The 16,574-nt window shown below is 74.9% G+C and carries 19 protein-coding genes; 7 read left to right on the top strand and 12 right to left on the bottom strand.

Annotated features, from left to right (window positions below; all coding sequences use genetic code 11):
• Positions 1 to 179: 179 nt before the first annotated feature.
• The 3 genes from MY526_RS09310 (at position 180) to MY526_RS09300 (ending at position 1,752) form a co-directional block, all read left to right on the top strand.
• On the top strand, positions 180 to 314 hold the full coding sequence (locus tag MY526_RS09310; protein WP_436703759.1) for a hypothetical protein: 135 nt from the start codon (positions 180 to 182) through the stop codon (positions 312 to 314).
• An 83-nt stretch (positions 315 to 397) separates the two neighbouring features.
• A complete protein-coding gene (locus MY526_RS09305) occupies positions 398 to 1,165 on the top strand; it encodes a DUF4397 domain-containing protein (protein WP_436703758.1) in 768 nt (255 codons plus the stop codon).
• 8 nt (positions 1,166 to 1,173) lie between these two features.
• Positions 1,174 to 1,752, top strand: a complete 579-nt coding sequence (locus MY526_RS09300; protein ID WP_436703757.1) for a class F sortase — start codon at positions 1,174 to 1,176, stop codon at positions 1,750 to 1,752.
• A 37-nt stretch (positions 1,753 to 1,789) separates the two neighbouring features.
• Here MY526_RS09300 and MY526_RS09295 read toward each other — a convergent pair whose 3' ends face one another.
• From MY526_RS09295 to nucS, 3 genes are all read right to left on the bottom strand, one after another.
• Positions 1,790 to 2,095 carry a hypothetical protein gene (locus MY526_RS09295; RefSeq protein ID WP_436703756.1) on the bottom strand — a complete coding sequence of 102 codons (306 nt, stop codon included), beginning with the start codon at positions 2,093 to 2,095 and terminating at the stop codon, positions 1,790 to 1,792.
• A 4-nt stretch (positions 2,096 to 2,099) separates the two neighbouring features.
• Positions 2,100 to 3,881, bottom strand: a complete 1,782-nt coding sequence (locus tag MY526_RS09290; RefSeq protein ID WP_436703755.1) for a 3-hydroxyacyl-CoA dehydrogenase family protein — start codon at positions 3,879 to 3,881, stop codon at positions 2,100 to 2,102.
• A 61-nt stretch (positions 3,882 to 3,942) separates the two neighbouring features.
• Positions 3,943 to 4,614, bottom strand: coding sequence for an endonuclease NucS (nucS, locus tag MY526_RS09285; protein WP_436694444.1), 672 nt, complete (start codon positions 4,612 to 4,614; stop codon positions 3,943 to 3,945).
• Between the two features lie 78 nt (positions 4,615 to 4,692).
• Here nucS and MY526_RS09280 point away from each other — a divergent pair, with 78 nt between their 5' ends.
• Entirely contained in the window at positions 4,693 to 5,550 is an 858-nt protein-coding gene (locus tag MY526_RS09280; RefSeq protein ID WP_436694443.1) for a hypothetical protein, read from the top strand.
• 67 nt (positions 5,551 to 5,617) lie between these two features.
• Here MY526_RS09280 and MY526_RS09275 read toward each other — a convergent pair whose 3' ends face one another.
• From MY526_RS09275 to MY526_RS09260, 4 genes are all read right to left on the bottom strand, one after another.
• Positions 5,618 to 6,964 (bottom strand): dicarboxylate/amino acid:cation symporter, encoded by a 1,347-nt coding sequence (locus tag MY526_RS09275; RefSeq protein WP_436703754.1) that lies wholly within the window; start codon positions 6,962 to 6,964, stop codon positions 5,618 to 5,620.
• 173 nt (positions 6,965 to 7,137) lie between these two features.
• Complete coding sequence (locus MY526_RS09270) at positions 7,138 to 7,641, bottom strand: pyridoxamine 5'-phosphate oxidase family protein (protein ID WP_436694441.1); 504 nt, start codon at positions 7,639 to 7,641, stop codon at positions 7,138 to 7,140.
• Between the two features lies 1 nt (position 7,642).
• Entirely contained in the window at positions 7,643 to 8,416 is a 774-nt protein-coding gene (locus MY526_RS09265) for an enoyl-CoA hydratase-related protein (RefSeq protein WP_436703753.1), read from the bottom strand.
• Positions 8,417 to 8,425: 9 nt separating this feature from the next.
• Complete coding sequence (locus tag MY526_RS09260; protein ID WP_436703752.1) at positions 8,426 to 9,640, bottom strand: diguanylate cyclase domain-containing protein; 1,215 nt, start codon at positions 9,638 to 9,640, stop codon at positions 8,426 to 8,428.
• Between the two features lie 99 nt (positions 9,641 to 9,739).
• Here MY526_RS09260 and MY526_RS09255 point away from each other — a divergent pair, with 99 nt between their 5' ends.
• Positions 9,740 to 10,765: a Gfo/Idh/MocA family protein gene (locus MY526_RS09255; RefSeq protein WP_436694438.1), complete on the top strand. Its 1,026-nt coding sequence runs from the start codon at positions 9,740 to 9,742 to the stop codon at positions 10,763 to 10,765.
• Position 10,766: 1 nt separating this feature from the next.
• On the opposite strand, the gene MY526_RS09250 is transcribed toward MY526_RS09255, so the two are convergent.
• Positions 10,767 to 12,800 carry a methylmalonyl-CoA mutase family protein gene (locus MY526_RS09250; RefSeq protein WP_436694437.1) on the bottom strand — a complete coding sequence of 678 codons (2,034 nt, stop codon included), beginning with the start codon at positions 12,798 to 12,800 and terminating at the stop codon, positions 10,767 to 10,769.
• Positions 12,801 to 12,895: 95 nt separating this feature from the next.
• On the opposite strand from MY526_RS09250, the gene MY526_RS09245 reads away from it, so the two are divergent.
• The gene (locus tag MY526_RS09245) at positions 12,896 to 13,216 is read left to right on the top strand and encodes a hypothetical protein (RefSeq protein ID WP_436694436.1); all 321 of its coding nucleotides are present in this window, start codon (positions 12,896 to 12,898) and stop codon (positions 13,214 to 13,216) included.
• Here MY526_RS09245 and murA read toward each other — a convergent pair.
• Positions 13,213 to 14,493, bottom strand: coding sequence for a UDP-N-acetylglucosamine 1-carboxyvinyltransferase (gene murA / locus MY526_RS09240; protein ID WP_436703751.1), 1,281 nt, complete (start codon positions 14,491 to 14,493; stop codon positions 13,213 to 13,215). The two genes, MY526_RS09245 and murA, sit on opposite strands and share 4 nt — an antisense overlap.
• 80 nt (positions 14,494 to 14,573) lie before the next feature.
• Between murA and MY526_RS09235 the strand changes: the two genes are divergently transcribed.
• Positions 14,574 to 15,188 (top strand): cob(I)yrinic acid a,c-diamide adenosyltransferase, encoded by a 615-nt coding sequence (locus MY526_RS09235; RefSeq protein WP_436694434.1) that lies wholly within the window; start codon positions 14,574 to 14,576, stop codon positions 15,186 to 15,188.
• 59 nt (positions 15,189 to 15,247) lie between these two features.
• Here MY526_RS09235 and MY526_RS09230 read toward each other — a convergent pair whose 3' ends face one another.
• The 3 genes from MY526_RS09230 to MY526_RS09220 all read right to left on the bottom strand — a co-directional run bounded on the left by MY526_RS09230 (position 15,248) and on the right by MY526_RS09220 (position 16,410).
• Positions 15,248 to 15,649 carry a DUF2550 domain-containing protein gene (locus MY526_RS09230; protein ID WP_436694433.1) on the bottom strand — a complete coding sequence of 134 codons (402 nt, stop codon included), beginning with the start codon at positions 15,647 to 15,649 and terminating at the stop codon, positions 15,248 to 15,250.
• A gap of 38 nt (positions 15,650 to 15,687) precedes the next feature.
• Positions 15,688 to 16,077: a F0F1 ATP synthase subunit epsilon gene (locus MY526_RS09225; RefSeq protein WP_436694432.1), complete on the bottom strand. Its 390-nt coding sequence runs from the start codon at positions 16,075 to 16,077 to the stop codon at positions 15,688 to 15,690.
• Between the two features lie 153 nt (positions 16,078 to 16,230).
• Positions 16,231 to 16,410: a hypothetical protein gene (locus MY526_RS09220; RefSeq protein WP_436694431.1), complete on the bottom strand. Its 180-nt coding sequence runs from the start codon at positions 16,408 to 16,410 to the stop codon at positions 16,231 to 16,233.
• Between the last annotated feature and the right edge of the window lie 164 nt (positions 16,411 to 16,574).

Below are 16,574 nucleotides of genomic sequence, written 5' to 3'. Positions count from 1 at the left end.
CTCCCCCGACCCCAGCAGCGCGACCGACTGCAACGCCAGGAAGCTGTGCACGCCGTAGAAGGTGCCGATGCTGCCGCCCGCGCGGGCCCACCCAGCCCGCCGTCCAGCCGGCGCCGGGCCGGCACGGCGCCGAGCCGGAGGACGCCGAGCCCCCGGCTGCGCCACCGCAGCAGACCCAGGTGATCCGCCCGATCTCCTCGGAGGACCCGTCGGCCGGCGAGCGGCCCGCCGCGGACGCGCCGACCCTCGTCCAGCCCGCGGTCGGCCAGCCCGACGCGGACACCGGCACCCAGCCGGTGACCGGCCGCCGCTGACCTCCGCACCGAGCCCCCGCGGGACCCGCCCGGCCGGCCGGGTCCCGGCCACGCCACGGCTGGTCGCCGCCGTCCTCCTCGCCGTGGTGTGCGCCCTCGCCGGCAGCCCGGCGCAGGCGGCCAGCGGCGGCCTGCTGCGGCTGGCCCACCTCTCCCCCGACAGCCCCGCCGTCGACCTCACCGTCACCCCGGCCGACGGCGGCGCGCCCGTGATCACGCTGCCCGGCGTGCACTACGGCACCGTCTCCGGGCACCGGGAGCTGCCGCCCGGCGGGTACACGGTCACCGTGCGCCGCGCCGAGGCCGATCCCGGCGGTCCCCCGGTGCTCTCCGCAAGCGTGGACCTGACCGCCGGCGGCGCCCGCACGGTCGCGGTGACCGGGCCCTTCGCCGGCCTGGATCTCGCCGTCGTCGACGACGACCTCTCCCCGCCCCCGCCGGGCAGTGCCCGGGTCCGGGTGGTCGCGGCCGCCGCGTCCGCGCCGGAACTCGACGTGGCGGTCGCCGGCGGTGGCCCGCTGGCCGCGGGGCTCCGCTTCGGCAGCGCCGGTGCCCCCGCTCCCGTGCCGGCCGGGGCCGGCACGCTGCAGATCACGGGCGACGAGGTGTCCCTGGAGGTGCCCGTCGAGTTCGCCGCCGGGTCCGTCTACAGCGTGCTGGTCCTCGACCGGGTCGGCGGCGGGCTGACGGTGCGGCCGGTGCTCGACGCGGCCGGCGCCGCGGTGGTGCCCTCCGGCGGCGTCGCGGCGGGCGCGGGCGGCGCCGCGGGCCGGTCCCCGCTGCCGGGGCTCATGGTCCTCGCTGCGCTGGTCGTCCTCGGTGCCCTCGTGGTCCCCCGGCGACGCCGGTGAGCGGCCGCGTGCCCGTCCGGCGGCTGCTGGCCGCCACCGCGCTGGCCGCCGGCGCGGTCGCGCTGCACTCCCCCGAGCCGCCGGAGCCGGCGGCATCGACGGCCCGCGCCGTCGTGGCGGGCACGGCCGCCGGCGACCGTGCCTCGGCCTGGCCGGTGGGGGTGCGGATCCCGGCGATCGGGCTGGACGGCTCGCTGGAGCGGCTCGGCCTGGACGCCGCGGGCGCGCTCGTCCCTCCTGCGGATCCCGCCCGGGCCGGCTGGTACACCGGGAGCGCCACCCCGGGCGACGTCGGGCCGGCCGTGCTCGCCGGTCACGTCGACTCCACCAGCGGGCCGGCGGTGTTCTGGCGGCTGCGCGACCTCGCCGCCGGGGACGAGGTGGTCGTCGACCGCGCCGACGGGACGACGGTGCGCTTCACGGTCACCGCGGTCGAGCGCTCCCCCAAGGCCGAGTTCCCCACCGCGGCGGTCTACGGGCCCACGCCGCGTGCGGAGTTGCGCCTGGTCACCTGCGGCGGCGCGTTCGACCGGTCGCGGCGCAGCTACCTCGACAACCTCGTGGTGACCGCCGTCCGGACCGCCTGACCCGACGATTTCCGCGGAAACCGATGCGACGGCGGCGTCACCGTCGCCGGTCCCGGGCCCGCCAGCAGGCGGTGTGCCAGTGCCGCCGCCAGTCGGCCGCCGAATCGGTGTCCCAGGGGTCGAGGTCGGAGTCGCGGGCGTAGACCGGCCAGGTCACCACGTGCGGGGTGCCCGGGCGGATCTCCTGGTCGCAGCCCGGGCAGCGGTAGGTCTTGCCGGTCGCCGAGCCGGCGAGCGGGCGGACCACCCAGTCGCCGTCGGTCGCCTCCTCCACCGGGTCGGGACGGCGCGCCGGCTCCCGCCCCGCGGGGCGTGCGCCGCGCCGGCTGCCGCGTCGGGGCACGCCGTCAGCGGTGCGCGTGGTCCCGGAACCCGCGGCCGGTCTTGCGGCCCAGGTACCCGGCGGTGACCAGGTGCTCGAGCAGCGGCGCCGGCGCGAACCCGGGCTCGCGGAACTCGGTGTAGAGCTCCCGCTCGATGGCCAGCGCGACGTCGAGGCCGACGACGTCGAGCAGCTCGAAGGGCCCCATCGGGTAGCCGCAGCCGACCTTCATCGCCGCGTCGATGTCGTCGGCGGTCGCGTAGTGCGCCTCGAGCATCTTCACCGCGTCGTTGAGGTACGGGAACAGCAGGGCGTTGACGATGAACCCGGCCCGGTCGGTGCAGGAGACCGCGTGCTTGCCCAGGTGCTGCGAGACGGCGTGCGCGGTGGCCGCGACGTCCGGCGCGGTGGCGATCGTGGAGACGACCTCCACCAGCTTCATGACCTGCGCGGGGTTGAAGAAGTGCATGCCGACGACGTCGGCCGGCCGGCCGCTGGCCTGCGCGCACTCGATGACCGGCAGGCTGGAGGTGGTCGTGGCCAGCACCGCGCCCTGCTTGGCGATCTCGCCGAGGTTGGCGAACAGCGCCTCCTTCACCGGCAACGACTCGACGACGGCCTCGATGACCAGGTCGCGGTCGGCCAGCTCGTCCAGCGACGTCGTCCCGCTGACCCGGGCCAGGACGGCGTCCCGCGTGGCCTCGTCGAGCCGGCCGCGCTGCACCTGCTTCTCCAGCGACCGCGCGAGCTCCCGGCGCACCGACTCGACCTTCTCCGGCGAGCGGGCGACGAACCGGACGTCGTAGCCGCCCTTGGCGACCACCTCGACGATGCCGGTGGCCATCGTGCCGGAGCCGACCACGCCGACCGTGGCCACCGGCCGGGCACCCGCCGCGGCCCCGCCCTCGACCGGCGTGTGCGCGTCCGGGACCACCTCGGCGGAGTCCCGGTCGGCGTAGCTGTAGAAGCCGCGGCCGGACTTCCGGCCCAGCAGCCCGGCGGTCATCATCTGCTTGATGACCGGGCTGGGCGCGTGCAGCCGGTTGCGCGACTGCTTGTACATCGTGTCGAGGATCTCGTAGGCGGTGTCGATGCCGATGAGGTCCATCAGCGCCAGCGGGCCCATCGGCAGCCCGCAGCCGAGCTTCATGGCGGCGTCGAGGTCCTCGCGGCTGGCATAGCGGTTCTCGTACATGGAGACCGCGTGGTTGAGGTAGCCGAACAGCAGCGCGTTGGCGATGAACCCGGCCTTGTCGCCGATGGTGACGTCGACCTTGCCCAGCCGGTCGGCCAGCGCCTCGACGTCCTCGACCACCGAGGGCTCGGTGACGACGGTGCGCACGATCTCGACCAGCTTCATGACCGGCGCCGGGTTGAAGAAGTGCATCCCGATGACCTTGCTCGGCCGGCCGGTGGCGACCGAGATCTCGGTGACCGACAGGCTCGAGGTGTTGGTGGCCAGGATGGTGTCCGGCGGGCAGATCTTGTCCAGCTCGCCGAAGACCTCGCACTTGAGCTCCAGGCGCTCGGGCACGGCCTCGACGACCAGCTCCGCGTGCGCGAGGTCCTCCAGCGAGGTGCTGAACCGGATCCGCCCGACGATCGCGTCGCGCTCCTCGGGCGCCAGCTTGCCGCGCGTCACGGCCCGCCCGGTGGAGTGCTCGAGGTGCTCGCGGCCGCGGGCCACGGCCGTGTCGTCGATGTCCACGGCGGTCACCGACAGGCCCGCCCGGGCGAGCACCTCGGCGATGCCGGCGCCCATCGTGCCCAGCCCGACGACCCCGACCTCGCTCAGTTCTCTGGCCACGGCGCCACGGTAGCGGAGTCGCCGGGTGACGCTTCCCGCGCTCGGGCGACTCCGCCCGGCGTCAGAAGAGCCGCTCGGAGGGGTCGTCGGTGCCCTTGAGGACGGCGTAGTCGACGGTGAGGCAGTCGATGCCGCGGTCGCCGGCGAGCACCCGCGCCTGCGGCTTGATCTCCTGCGCGGCGAACACCCCGCGGACCGGTGCCAGCAGCGGGTCGCGGTTGAGCAGCTCCAGGTAGCGGGTCAGCTGCTCGACGCCGTCGATCTCCCCGCGCCGCTTCACCTCGACCGCCACCGTGGTGCCGTCGGCGTCGCGGCAGAGCAGGTCGACCGGGCCGATCGCGGTCGGGTACTCCCGGCGGACCAGCGACCAGCCCGCGCCGAAGGTCTCCACGTGCAGCGCCAGCAGCCGCTGCAGCTCGGCCTCCACCCCGTCCTTCTGCAGGCCGGGGTCGACCCCGAGCTCGTGCGAGGAGTCGTGCTCCACCGACTCGATGGTGATGACCAGCTGCTCGCCGGCCTTGTTGGTCACCGTCCAGGTTCCGCTGCCGTCGCTCAGCTCGTCCTTGAGCGTGCACGGCGGGCTCATCCAGTTGAGCGGCTTGTAGGCCCGGTCGTCGGCGTGCACCGACACCGACCCGTCGGACTTCACCAGCAGCAACCGGGGCGCCATGGGGAGGTGGGCGGTGAGCCGGCCGATGTAGTCGACCGAGCAGCGGGCGATGACCAGGCGCACGGGGTCCGACGGTACCGAACCGGCAACGGCTCGCCCGGGGAACCCGGAGGGCGGCCTGCCGCGCGGCATCCTGGCGGGGTGATCCGAGCCCTGCGTCCCGTCGCTCTCGCGCTGGCCCTCCTGCTGCTGGCCGCCTGCGCCCAGCGCGGTGGCGACGCCGGGGCGCCGGCACCGTCCCCCGCGGGCCCGGGCCGGCTGGTGCTGCTGGTGGAGCACGTCGGCGGGTTCGTGACGCCGGAGACCACCGCCGCCCGGCTGCCGCTGGTGGCCGTCTACTCCGACGGCCGGGTGATCGCGCAGGGCCCGCAGATCGCGATCTACCCCTCGCCCGCCCTGCCCAACGAGCAGGTGTGGCAGCTCGACGACGACGGCCTGCGCACCGTCGTCGACCGGGCCATCGCCGCCGGGGTGACCGGGAGCGGCGACCTCGGCAGCCCGCCGGTCGCCGACGCCCCCGCCACCCGGTTCACCCTCGTCACCGAGGAGGGCACCTCGGTGCGCGAGGTGCAGGCGCTGTTCGAGCTGCCTGACGACAGCGGGCTCACCCCCGAGCAGCAGGCCACCCGCGGCGAGCTGATGGGCCTGCTCGACGTGCTGACCGCGCCGGACGGGCCGCTCGGCGCATCGGGGCCGGAGACCTACCGGCCCGAGGCGGTCGGCGCCGTGGTGACCGCATACACCGCCGACCCGGAGCCCGAGTTGGTCCAGCCCGAGGTCGCCTGGCCTGGACCGGCCCTGCCCGGGGAGGCGCTGGACGAGCGGCTGGGCGTGTCCTGCGTGGTCGCCCGCGGCGAGGAGGCCACGGCGGTCCTGGACGCGGCGGCCGGGGCCAACTCGCTCACGCCCTGGGCCGCGGCCGACGGCAGCCGCTGGGCGCTGACGCTCCGGCCGCTCCTGCCGCACGAGACCGGCTGCGCCGACCTCTCCGGGGAGTAGGACGACAGCGGCCCGGCCCTCCGTCAGGAGGACCGGGCCGTCGTCGGTTTCCGCGGAAACCGACGGATCAGACGGTGGCGGGCTCGCGCAGGTCGGCGTCCACCCCGCCGCGCTCGTCGACGCGGGCGAGCGGGTCGATCGTGGACGTCGCCCGGTAGCGCTCGACGTCGAGGATGCCCTCGCGCTTGGCGACGATCGTCGGCACGAGCGCCTGACCGGCCACGTTCACCGCCGTGCGGCCCATGTCGAGGATCGGGTCGATGGCCAGGAGCAGGCCGACGCCGGCCAGCGGGAGGCCGAGGGTCGACAGCGTGAGGGTGAGCATGACCACCGCGCCGGTGACGCCGGCGGTGGCCGCCGAGCCGATGACCGAGACCAGCGCGATCAGCAGGTAGTCGGTGATCGACAGGTCCACCCCGAAGAACTGGGCGACGAAGATCGCGGCCAGGGCGGGGTAGATCGCCGCGCAGCCGTCCATCTTCGTCGTCGCGCCCAGCGGGACGGCGAACGAGGCGTAGGACCGCGGGACGCCCAGGTTCTGCTCGGTCACCCGCTCGGTCACCGGCAGGGTGCCGATCGAGGAGCGGGACACGAAGGCCAGCTGGATGGCCGGCCACGCCCCGGCGAAGTACCGCAGCGGTGAGAGGCCGTGCAGGCGCAGGAGCACCGGGTAGACCACGAAGAGCACGAGCGCGAGACCGGCGTAGACGGCGCCGGCGAAGACGCCGAGCGAGCCGAGGGACTCCCAGCCGTAGGTGGCGACGGCGTTGCCGATCAGGCCGAGCGTGCCGATGGGGGCCAGCAGGATGACCCACCACAGCACCTTCTGCACGATCGCCAGGGCCGCGCGGACGAACCCGAGGAACGGCTCGGCCGGCTCGTCGACCTTGAGCGCGGAGATCCCGATCGCGACGGCGATGACGATCAGCTGGAGCACGTTGAACGACAGGGAGCCGTCGGCCGAGCCCTGCAGGCCGAAGACGTTGCCGGGCACCAGGCCGGTGAGGAAGTCGAACCAGCCGCCGGCCTTCTCGGGCGCGGCCTGCGCGGCGGCGTCGACGGAGCTGTTGCGGCCGGGCTCGGTCAGCAGGCCGAGGCCGATGCCGATGGCCACGGCGATCAGGGCCGTGATCGCGAACCACAGCAGGGTCTGGCCGGCCAGCCGCGCGGCGTTGGAGACCTGCTTGAGGTTGGCGATGCTGACGATCACCGCGGTGACGATCAGCGGCGGGACGAGGACCTTCAGCAGCGTGACGAAGGTGGACCCGATGGTCGCCAGGGTGCTGGTCAGCCAGTTGGGGGTGCCGTCGGCGACGGGGCCGAGGTCACGGGCGACCAGGCCCAGGGCGACGCCGAGGACGAGGGCGAGGAGGACCTGTGCCGCGAACGGGACGCGGCGGAGACGAGCGAGCACGAGGGGTGCCTTCCGGAAACGGGCGGGGATGGACGACGACGGGGCGCGGACGCGCTCAGGCGTCGGCCGTCACGCGCCCGAAGTCCAGGGCGCGCCGCCGGGTGAGGTTCCACAGGTCGACCACGCCAGGGTCAAGGCCGCGGCGGCGGGGTCCCATCCCGGTGTGGGGCGGTTCACCCCGGGGGGAAGGTCCAGCGGGTGGGCGCGCCCGCGAAGTCGGCCTCGCTCTGGGCGATCACCCGGACCGGCCGGACGGCGTACGTGCCGTTCACCTCGGGGTCGAGGAACTCCACCGAGACCCCGCCGCCGTACTTCGCGTTCACCGCCGCCACGAAGTCCGCGATCCCCGGAGCGGAGGTCACCCGCTCCGCGACGCCGTCGAGCACCACCGGGTCGCGGGCGTCGTCCGTGGTCACCGTGCAGCGGGGGTCGGCGGCGAGGTTGCGGGCCTTGCGGGATCGCCGTCCGCTGGAGAACCACAGCCGGCCGTCGAGCCACACGCCCCAGACCGGCATGACGTGCGGGCTGCCGTCCGGGCGGACGGTGGCCACCCAGTAGTCGTGCGAGAGGCCCAGCCGTCGCTCGGCCTCCGCCCACGGCAGCAGCCCGCTGCCCTCGTCCGCGGGGAGCACGCCGTAGCCCGGCATCACCGGGCGGTCGGCGTGCGGCCCGGTCACCTCAGTCGGTCCAGACCGGGCGCCGCTTCTCGATGAACGCCGTCGTCCACTCCTGCGCGGACGGCAGCTGGCTCGTCGCGGCCATCACCTCGACCGCGATCCCGTAGGCGTCCCGCTCGGGCCGGTCGAGCTGGGCGTAGAGCGTCTGCTTGCCGATCCCCTTGCTGGTCCGCGAACCGCGGGTGGCGCGCCCCATGAGCTCGGCGACCGCGGCGTCGAGCTCGTCGTCGGGGACGACCCGGTTCACCAGCCCCCAGTCCAGCGCGGTGGCGGCGTCGATGACGTCCCCGGTGAGAGCCAGCTCCATCGCCCGCTTGCGGCCGACGTTGCGGGCGACCGCGACCATCGGCGTGTGGCAGAACCAGCCGCCCTTGCCACCCGGGGCGGCGAACGCCGCCGACTCCGCGGCGACCGCGAGGTCGCAGGAGGCCACCAGCTGGCAGCCGGCCGCGGTGGCGAGGGCGTGCACGCGGGCGAGCACCACCTGGGGCACGTCCTGGACGGTCTGCATCAGCTCGGTGCACAGCGCGAGCAGGCTGCGGACCTCCGGCAGCGGCGCCCCGGCGACGTCCCCGAGGTCGTGGCCGGCGCTGAACACCGGCCCCTCCGCGGCCAGCACGATGCCGGCGGCGTCGGTGCGGCCGACCTCGGTGAACGCGGCGAGCAGTTGCTCCAGGTGGTCGCGGGAGAGGGCGTTGCGCCGGGCCGGCCGGCACATCGTGATGGTGACGACGTCGCCGTCGCGGACGACCCGGGGCGCACCCTCTGCAGTCATGGTCCGACGCTAGCCGACCTCGACGCCCGCGGTCCTCCCGTGCAACCGCCCGCGGCCCTGCTCCTTGGCGCCGTACATCGCCAGGTCGGCCTCCTGCAGGACCTCCTCGAACGGCGTGCCCGGCGCGGCCATGGCCAGCCCGATGCTCGCCGAGACCCGCACGCTGCGCCGTCCGACCGCGACCTCGTCCACCAGCGCGGCCACCAGCCGCTCCCCGATCGTCTCCGCCGTCGCGAGGTCCAGGCCCGGCAGGACGACGGCGAACTCGTCGCCGCCCAGCCGCCCGACCACCGCGTCGGGTACCCCCTCCACCTGGGCTCGGAGCCGATCGGCGAGCCGGACGAGCAACTGGTCCCCGACCGCGTGCCCGCCGCGGTCGTTGACCTCCTTGAAGCGGTCGACGTCGATGAACAGGACCGCGCCGCCGCCGGTGAGCGCCGCCCGGCCGGCGTCGAGCAGGTGGGCGCGGTTGGACAGGCCGGTCAGCGGGTCCTGCCGGGCGACCCGGGTCATGGCGGCACGCCAGCCGTCGGCCTCGGTGGCCACGGCGGTCAGCCGGTCGACGGTCTCGTCGAGGAGCAGGTGCTGCGCCGCGTCGGCGTCGGGTGCCAGCTCGCGGACCGCGGCGGAGAGCAGGTCCAGGACGTCCTCCAGCGGAGCGCCGGTGGCGACCGCCTCGAGCACCCGGCCCTGCGCGGCCAGCAGGCGGGCGTCCCAGCGGTGCGCCGCGACCTGGCGGCGCAGGGACAGCACGCTGCGCACGAGGCGGACCTGGATCTCCAGGGTGGCGAGGTCCTCCCCGGAGAAGGAGCGGACGTCGTCGTCGAACACGCCCAGCGAGCCGAGGACGAAGCCGTCCTCGTCGATCAGCGGGACCCCGAGGTAGGAGCGGATGACGCCGGCCGCCACCGCCGGGTTCGCGGCGAACACCGGGTGCGCGAGCGCGTCCGGCACCTCCAGCGGCCGGCGCATCGCCACGACGTAGGCGCAGAACGACAGCTCGTCGGGGACGGCGGAGAACGGCGCGCCCACGCCGATCTCCGCGGGGAAGCACTGCAGGTCCGGGCCGACGAGGTTGATCACCGCGATGGGCGCGTCCAGCGCCCGGGCCATGTAGCCGACGACGGCATCGAGGTCGGCGTCGCCGGCGTGGCCGGCGAGCCGGTAGCTGGCGATCGCGGCGAGCCGGTCGGGATCGGCGACGGCGAGGCGGGGGCTCTGCACGCGCGGCACCGTAGCGGCTGTCGGTCACGATCTGTGCACGCAGCGGTACGGGAGTTCCCCGGGGCATGCCGATGCCGCGGTGTTCGGCATGATCCGGGCATGGATCCCGTGCGCTTCGGACTGGTGGGCTACGGCTTCGGCGGCCGGTACTTCCACGCACCCCTGCTGGCCGCCGCCCCGGAGTGCGACCTGCTCGGGGTGGTGACCACCTCACCGGAGCGGCGGGCGCAGATCGCCGCCGAGCACCCCGGCCTGCCGACGTTCGACTCGCTGGATCAGCTGGCGGCCGCCGGAGGCGAGGCGGTGGCGATCTCCACCCCCGCCGACACCCACACCGAGCTGACCGAGCGGGCGCTGCGCCTGGGCCTGGCCGTCGTGTGCGACAAGCCGTTCGCGATGGACGCGGCCGCCGCACGCGGGTCGGTGGAGCTGGCCGCGGAGCTGGGGCTGCCGCTGGCGCCCTACCAGAACCGGCGCTGGGACTCCGACTTCCGGACCGTCCGCGCCCTGGTCGCCGACGGCCGGCTGGGCACCGTCAGCCGCTTCGAGTCGCGGTTCGAGCGGTTCAGCCCCGAGCCCGGCCCCCCGGCCGCAGGCGGTGGCACGCTGCGCGACTTCGGCAGCCACCTCGTCGACCAGGCGCTGGTCCTGCTCGGCCCGGTGGCGAGCGTCTACGCGGAGTGGCAGCTGCGCGACAGCGGACTGGACGACGACTTCCTGGTCGCACTCACCCACGCGAACGGAGCCCGCTCCCACCTGACCGGCAGCTGGATCGAAGGCGCTCCGGGCCTGCGCTTCCGGGTCACGGGCACGGCCGGCAGCTACGTCGTCGACGGCCCGATGGACGTCCAGGAGGAGCTGCTGCTGGCCGGGGAGACGCCGGCGAGCCTCGGCGAGCGCTGGGGAGCCGAGCCGGAGCAACGCTGGGGACGGCTCCGCCGCGGGGACGACGGCGACACGGTGCCGACCGAGCGCGGCCGCTGGGACACCTTCTACCCGGCCTTCGCCGCCGCCGTCCGCGGTCAGGGGCCGGTGCCGGTCGACCCGCGGGACGCCGTCGCCACCGCCACCGTGCTCGACGCCGCCCGCCGCAGCGCCACCGAGGGCGTCGTCGTCGCGCTCTAGCTCAGGCCGGCACCCGCGCGTCGAGGCCGTGGGCCGCGCGGACGACGTCGACGATCTGGCCCATGATGTCGGTGAGCCCGAAGTCCTTCGGGGTGAAGACGCGGGCCACGCCCTGTTCGCGCAGCCGGCGGGCGTCGGCGTCGGGCACGATGCCGCCGACCACCACCGGGACGTCGTCCAGCCCGGCCTCCCGCAGCCCGCGGAGCACCGCCGGCACCACCTGCAGGTGCGAGCCGGACAGCACCGAGAGCCCGACGACGTGCACGTCCTCCTGGACGGCGGCCGACACGATCTGCGCCGGGGTCAGCCGGATCCCCTGGTAGACGACCTCGAAGCCGGCATCCCGCGCCCGGACGGCGATCTGCTCGGCCCCGTTGGAGTGCCCGTCCAGGCCGGGCTTGCCGACCAGGAGGCGCAGCCGCCCGCCGAGCTCCTCGCCGGTGGCCCGGACCCGCTCGCGCACCTGCGCCAGCGTCCCGTCGTCCGCTCCGCCGGCGGCCGCCGCGACGCCGGTGGGCGCCCGGTACTCGCCGAACACCCCGCGCAGCACCCCGGCCCACTCCCCCGTCGTCACGCCGGCGCGGGCGCACTCGAGGGTGGCGGCCATGAGGTTCTCGTCGGTGCCGGCGGCGGCGCGGAGCCGGTCCAGGGCCCGCGTCACCCGTTCGTCGTCGCGCCCGGCCCGCCACTCGCGCACCGAGGCGCAGGCCGCGGCCTCGACCGCCGGGTCGACGGTCTGGATCGCGGCGTCGAGGTCGGCCAGCAGCGGGTTGGGCTCGGTGGCCTCGAACCGGTTGACCCCGACGACGACGTCCGCGCCGCTCTCCATCCGGCGGCGCCGCTCGGCCAGCGAGGCCACGAGCCGGCCTTTCATGTAGCCGGACTCGACCGCGGCCACCGCCCCGCCCATCTCCGCCACCCGCGCCATCTCCGCGCGGGCGCCCTCGACCAGCGCCGCCACCTTCGCCTCGACGACGACCGAGCCGGTGAACAGGTCCTCGTACTCGAGCAGGTCGGTCTCGTGGGCCAGCACCTGCTGCAGCCGCAGCGACCACTGCTGGTCCCACGGCCGCGGCAGGCCGAGCGCCTCGTTCCACGCGGGCAGCTGGACGGCGCGGGCACGGGCATCGCGGGACAGGGTGACGCCGAGCATCTCCAGCACGATCCGCTGGACGTTGTTCTCCGGCTGCGCCTCCGTCAGCCCCAGCGAGTTGACCTGCACGCCGTAGCGGAACCGCCGCTGCCGGGCGTCCTGGACGCCGTACCGCTCGCGGGTCAGCTCGTCCCAGAGCTGGGTGAAGGCCCGCATCTTGCACATCTCCTCGACGAAGCGGACGCCCGCGTTGACGAAGAAGGAGATCCGCGCGACGACCTCGCCGAAGCGCTCCTCCGGCACCTGCCCGGAGTCGCGCACCGAGTCCAGGACGGCGATCGAGGTGCTCATCGCGTAGGCGATCTCCTGCACCGGCGTCGCCCCGGCCTCCTGCAGGTGGTAGCTGCAGATGTTGACCGGGTTCCACGTCGGCATCGCCGTCACCGTGTACGCGACCACGTCCGTGGTCAGCCGCATCGACGGCCCGGGCGGGAAGACGTGGGTCCCGCGCGAGAGGTACTCCTTGATGATGTCGTTCTGGGTCGTGCCGGCGAGCGTGGCCAGGACCTCGTCCGGATCGGTGCCCGCGCGCTCCGCCTGCTCCACGGCCACGACCTGGTAGAGCGCGAGCAGCCACATCGCGGTGGCGTTGATCGTCATCGACGTGTTCATCTCGCGCAGCGGGATGCCGTCGAAGAGCGCGCGCATGTCCCCGAGGTGTGTGACCGGCACCCCGACCTTGCCGACCTCACCAACCGCGAGCTCGTCGTCCGGGTCGTAGCCTGTCTGCGTGGGCAGGTCGAAGGCCACCGACAGGCCCGTCTGGCCCTTCGCCAGGTTGCGCCGGTACAGCGCGTTGGACTCGGCAGGAGACGAGTGGCCCGCGTAGGTGCGCATGACCCAGGGGCGGTCACGCTCGTCCGGGGACGTCGGGAACGGCATGCCAGCGGAGTCTAGGCGCGGTTACCGGCGAGTAGGAACGGCCCCTCCGGCGGGCTGCGGTGGCACACTCGCAGGGGCCGGGAGGAGGCCCGCCCATGCCCCTGGGAGTCGGCAGCAGCCTGCACTATCTGGTCGGGCCGGTGATCGCGTTCGCCGTCCTGGCCCTGCTGGCGCTGTTCCTGCGCTGGGCGTTCGGGCCCGACGAGCCCCGCCGTCCGCCGTCCGACGACGGGCTGCTCACCCGCGTGGCCACGCTGTCCCGGCGGGAGTCGGCGCTGGCCCTGCGCGCGGTCCTCTCCGACGCCGGCATCCGGTCCACGGTCCGCTTCCCCTCAGCGCACCGCGCCGAGGTGCTGGTCTTCCCCGAGGACGCCGAGCGGGCGCGGCAGCTCGCCGCGTCCTTCCCCGCCGGCTAGTAGGGCTTCTGCACCCGCTCGATCTGCGCGCCGAGGCCGCGCAACTGCTCGACGAAGTCGGGGTAGCCCCGGTCGACGTGGTGCACGTCCTGCACCTCGGTGACGCCGTCGGAGACCAGGCCGGCGAGCACCAGCCCGGCGCCCGCGCGGATGTCGGTGGCCAGCACCGGCGCGCTGGAGAGCCGCTCCCGGCCCCGGACGACGGCGTGGTGCCCGTCGATGCGCACGGAGGCGCCGAGCCGGACCAGCTCGTTGACGAACATGAACCGGCCCTCGAACACGTTCTCGGTGATCAGCGCGGTTCCGGTGGAGACCGCCGCCAGCGCGACCGCCATCGGCTGCAGGTCGGTCGGGTAGCCCGGGTAGGGCAGCGTGACGACGTCCACGCAGCGCGGCCGGCCGTCCATGGCCACCCGGAGGCCGTCGGGCAGCGGCTCGACGTGCGCGCCGGCGTCGACCAGCTTGTCCAGCGCCACGGTGAGGTGGTCGGCGACGGCCCGCTCGATGACGACGTCGCCGCGGGTCATCACCGCGCCGATCGCCCAGGTGCCGGCGACGATCCGGTCGGGGACGGTGGTGTAGGTGACGGGCTTGAGCGACGAGACGCCCTCGACGGTGATCGTCGAGGTGCCCGCACCCTCGATCTGCGCCCCCATCGCGGCGAGCATCGCGCAGAGGTCGGCGATCTCCGGCTCGCGGGCGGCGTTGTCGATGACCGTGGCGCCCTCGGCGAGCACCGCGGCCATGACCAGGTTCTCGGTGGCGCCCACCGACGGGAAGTCCAGCCAGATCGAGGTGCCCGTGAGCCGCGGCGCGGTGGCCACCAGGAAGCCGTGCTCGCTCTCGATCCGGGCGCCGAGCCGCTCGAGGCCGGAGATGTGCATGTCCAGACCGCGGGAGCCGATGGCGTCCCCGCCCGGCAGCGCGACGCGCGCGGAGCCGCAGCGGGCCACCAGGGGGCCGAGGACGCTGATCGAGGCGCGCATCTTCCGGACGAGGTCGTAGTCGGTCTCGGTGGCCGGCTCCTCCGGGACGTCGACGACCACCCGCCCGCCGCCGCGCCCGTGCGGGTGGCGCTCGTAGCTGACGTCGCAGCCGAGCCGGCGGAGCACCTCGCTCATGATCGCCACGTCGAGGATGTCGGGGACCTCGTCGATGGTCGTGCGCCCCGAGGCGAGCAGGGCGGCGGCCATGAGCTTGAGCGCGCTGTTCTTGGCGCCGGTGACCCGCACACGTCCGGTCAGCGCGGTGCCACCGGTGACCTCGAAGCACTCCACCCGGTCACCCTACGGGGGCCCGCTGCAGGGTCCCCCGCGAGCGGTGGGGGGCAGCGGGTCCTTCTTCTAGGCTCGCGGGCATGACCGTCCGGCTGACCCGCATCTACACGAAGACCGGCGACGCCGGTCAGACGCACCTGGGCGACATGAGCCGGGTCGCGAAGACCGATCCGCGGCTGGTCGCCTACGCCGACGTCGACGAGGCCAACAGCGTGCTCGGCGTCGCCCTGGCGCTGGGGTCCCCGTCCCCGGAGGTCGCCGAGCTGCTGCGCAGCGTGCAGAACGACCTGTTCGACGTCGGCGCCGACCTCTGCACCCCCATCACGCCCGACCCCCAGTTCCCGCCGCTGCGGATCACCGCCGCCTACACCGAGCGGCTGGAGGCGGCCTGCGACAGCCACAACGAGACGCTGCCGAAGCTCGACAGCTTCATCCTGCCCGGCGGCACGGCCCTGGCCGCGCTGCTGCACCAGGCGCGGGTGGTCACCCGGCGGGCCGAGCGCAGCGTCTGGGCGCTGGCGGAGGCAGACGGGGAGCGCACCAACCCCGAGACGGCGCGCTACCTCAACCGCCTGTCGGACCTGCTCTTCATCCTCGCCCGGGTGGCCAACCCCGGCGGCGACGTGCTGTGGGAGCCCGGTGCGCACAGCGGGGCGCACGCCCAGCGCGCGGCCGCGGAGCCGGCCGGCGACTGACGAAGGACCCCCTCCTCCCCACTCCTCGCCAGCTCGCAGCGGTGCCGTGGAGGGGCCGGTCAGCGAACCGGCGGCGCGGACTCCACCCAGGAGAGGAAGCCGGTCACCGTCGAGGGGTCCATCGCCAGCTCGCGGGGTCCCGCGGCGGTGGCGCACGAGAGGACGACGACGTCGGGCGGCAGCGCGACGTCGTCCGGACGGGCGCGGCGCCGCTCCCCCACCCGGAACTCCGCCCGGCACAGCCGCTGCTGCGGCCGGACCGAGAGCGACACCGCCCGGTACCAGAGGAGGGCGTCTCCGCCGTACCAGGCCACCCCCACCGACCAGCGGGTCGAACCGGTCGGGCGCAGCCACATGGTGACCGCGCCGAGCCCGGAGAGCAGGAAGCGCCGGCGCAGGAGGAAGGCCACGACCAGGGCGACGACCAGCACGCCGGCCAGGACGAGCAGTGCGGTGGTCATCCTGCGGGCCGGCGCATCGAGGGGTCAGCGGTGCTGGCTCAGGCGTCCTGACCGGCGGCGCGCAGCCGCGACTGGGCGCGACGGGCGGCGGCCAGGGCCTCGGCGTCGTCGCCGCTGTCCTCGGCGCGGCGCAGCGCCTCGCGGGCGCGCTCCACGTCGATCTCCGAGGAGATCTCCGCGGTCTCGGCGAGGATGGACACGCCCCGCTGGGTGACCGAGAGGAAGCCGCCGTGGGCGGCGACGACGAGGTCCTCGCCCTCGGTGGTGCGGATGGTGACCACACCACCGGGCGCGAGCTCACCGAGCAGCGGCGCGTGCCCGGGCAGGACGCCGAGTTCGCCCTCTGTGGTGCGGGCGATGACCATGCTGGCCTCGCCGGACCAGATCAGCCGCTCGACGGCCACCAACTCGACCTGCAGGGTCGCCACGACACTCCTCGGGGTCCACCGCCGGGCGGTGCGGAGCCGCCGCATCCGGGGCGGACACGGCGACGGGTCGAGCCCACTCTAACGGCGCGGGCGCCCAGGCCCCCTCCCGGGCACCGCCCCCAGCTCGCGAGGGGTGGGGAGGAGGGGGTCCTCCTACACGCCGCGGCGGTAGAGCAGGGTCCAGCGGCCCACGCGGACCCAGGGCCGGTGGACCGTCGACGCCGGCGCCCAGCGCTCGGTGACGTACGGGCGACCGCTGGTGTACGGGATCCCGGCCGAGGGCGGCCAGCTCCAGTCGCCGCCGTCCGGCCTGGTCTCGGTCGTGCCGTCCACTCGTCGTCTCCCACGTCGCCCGGGCTGTTCCGGGCCTGCCTGCTGTCCGTCGGCCGGAGCATCCCGCGCTCCCGGCCGCACGCACCAGGGTCCTCGTGCCACCGGCAGAGGTGGACTACCCCACACTCCCGGCCCGACACGCGGAACGGCCGGGCTCCCGTGCG

The sequence above is a fragment of the Geodermatophilus sp. CPCC 205761 genome (assembly GCF_051383655.1).
Lineage (GTDB): Bacteria > Actinomycetota > Actinomycetes > Mycobacteriales > Geodermatophilaceae > Geodermatophilus.
The sequence above is the reverse complement of the archived record's forward strand: the minus strand, read 5'-3'. Positions and strand labels throughout refer to the sequence as shown.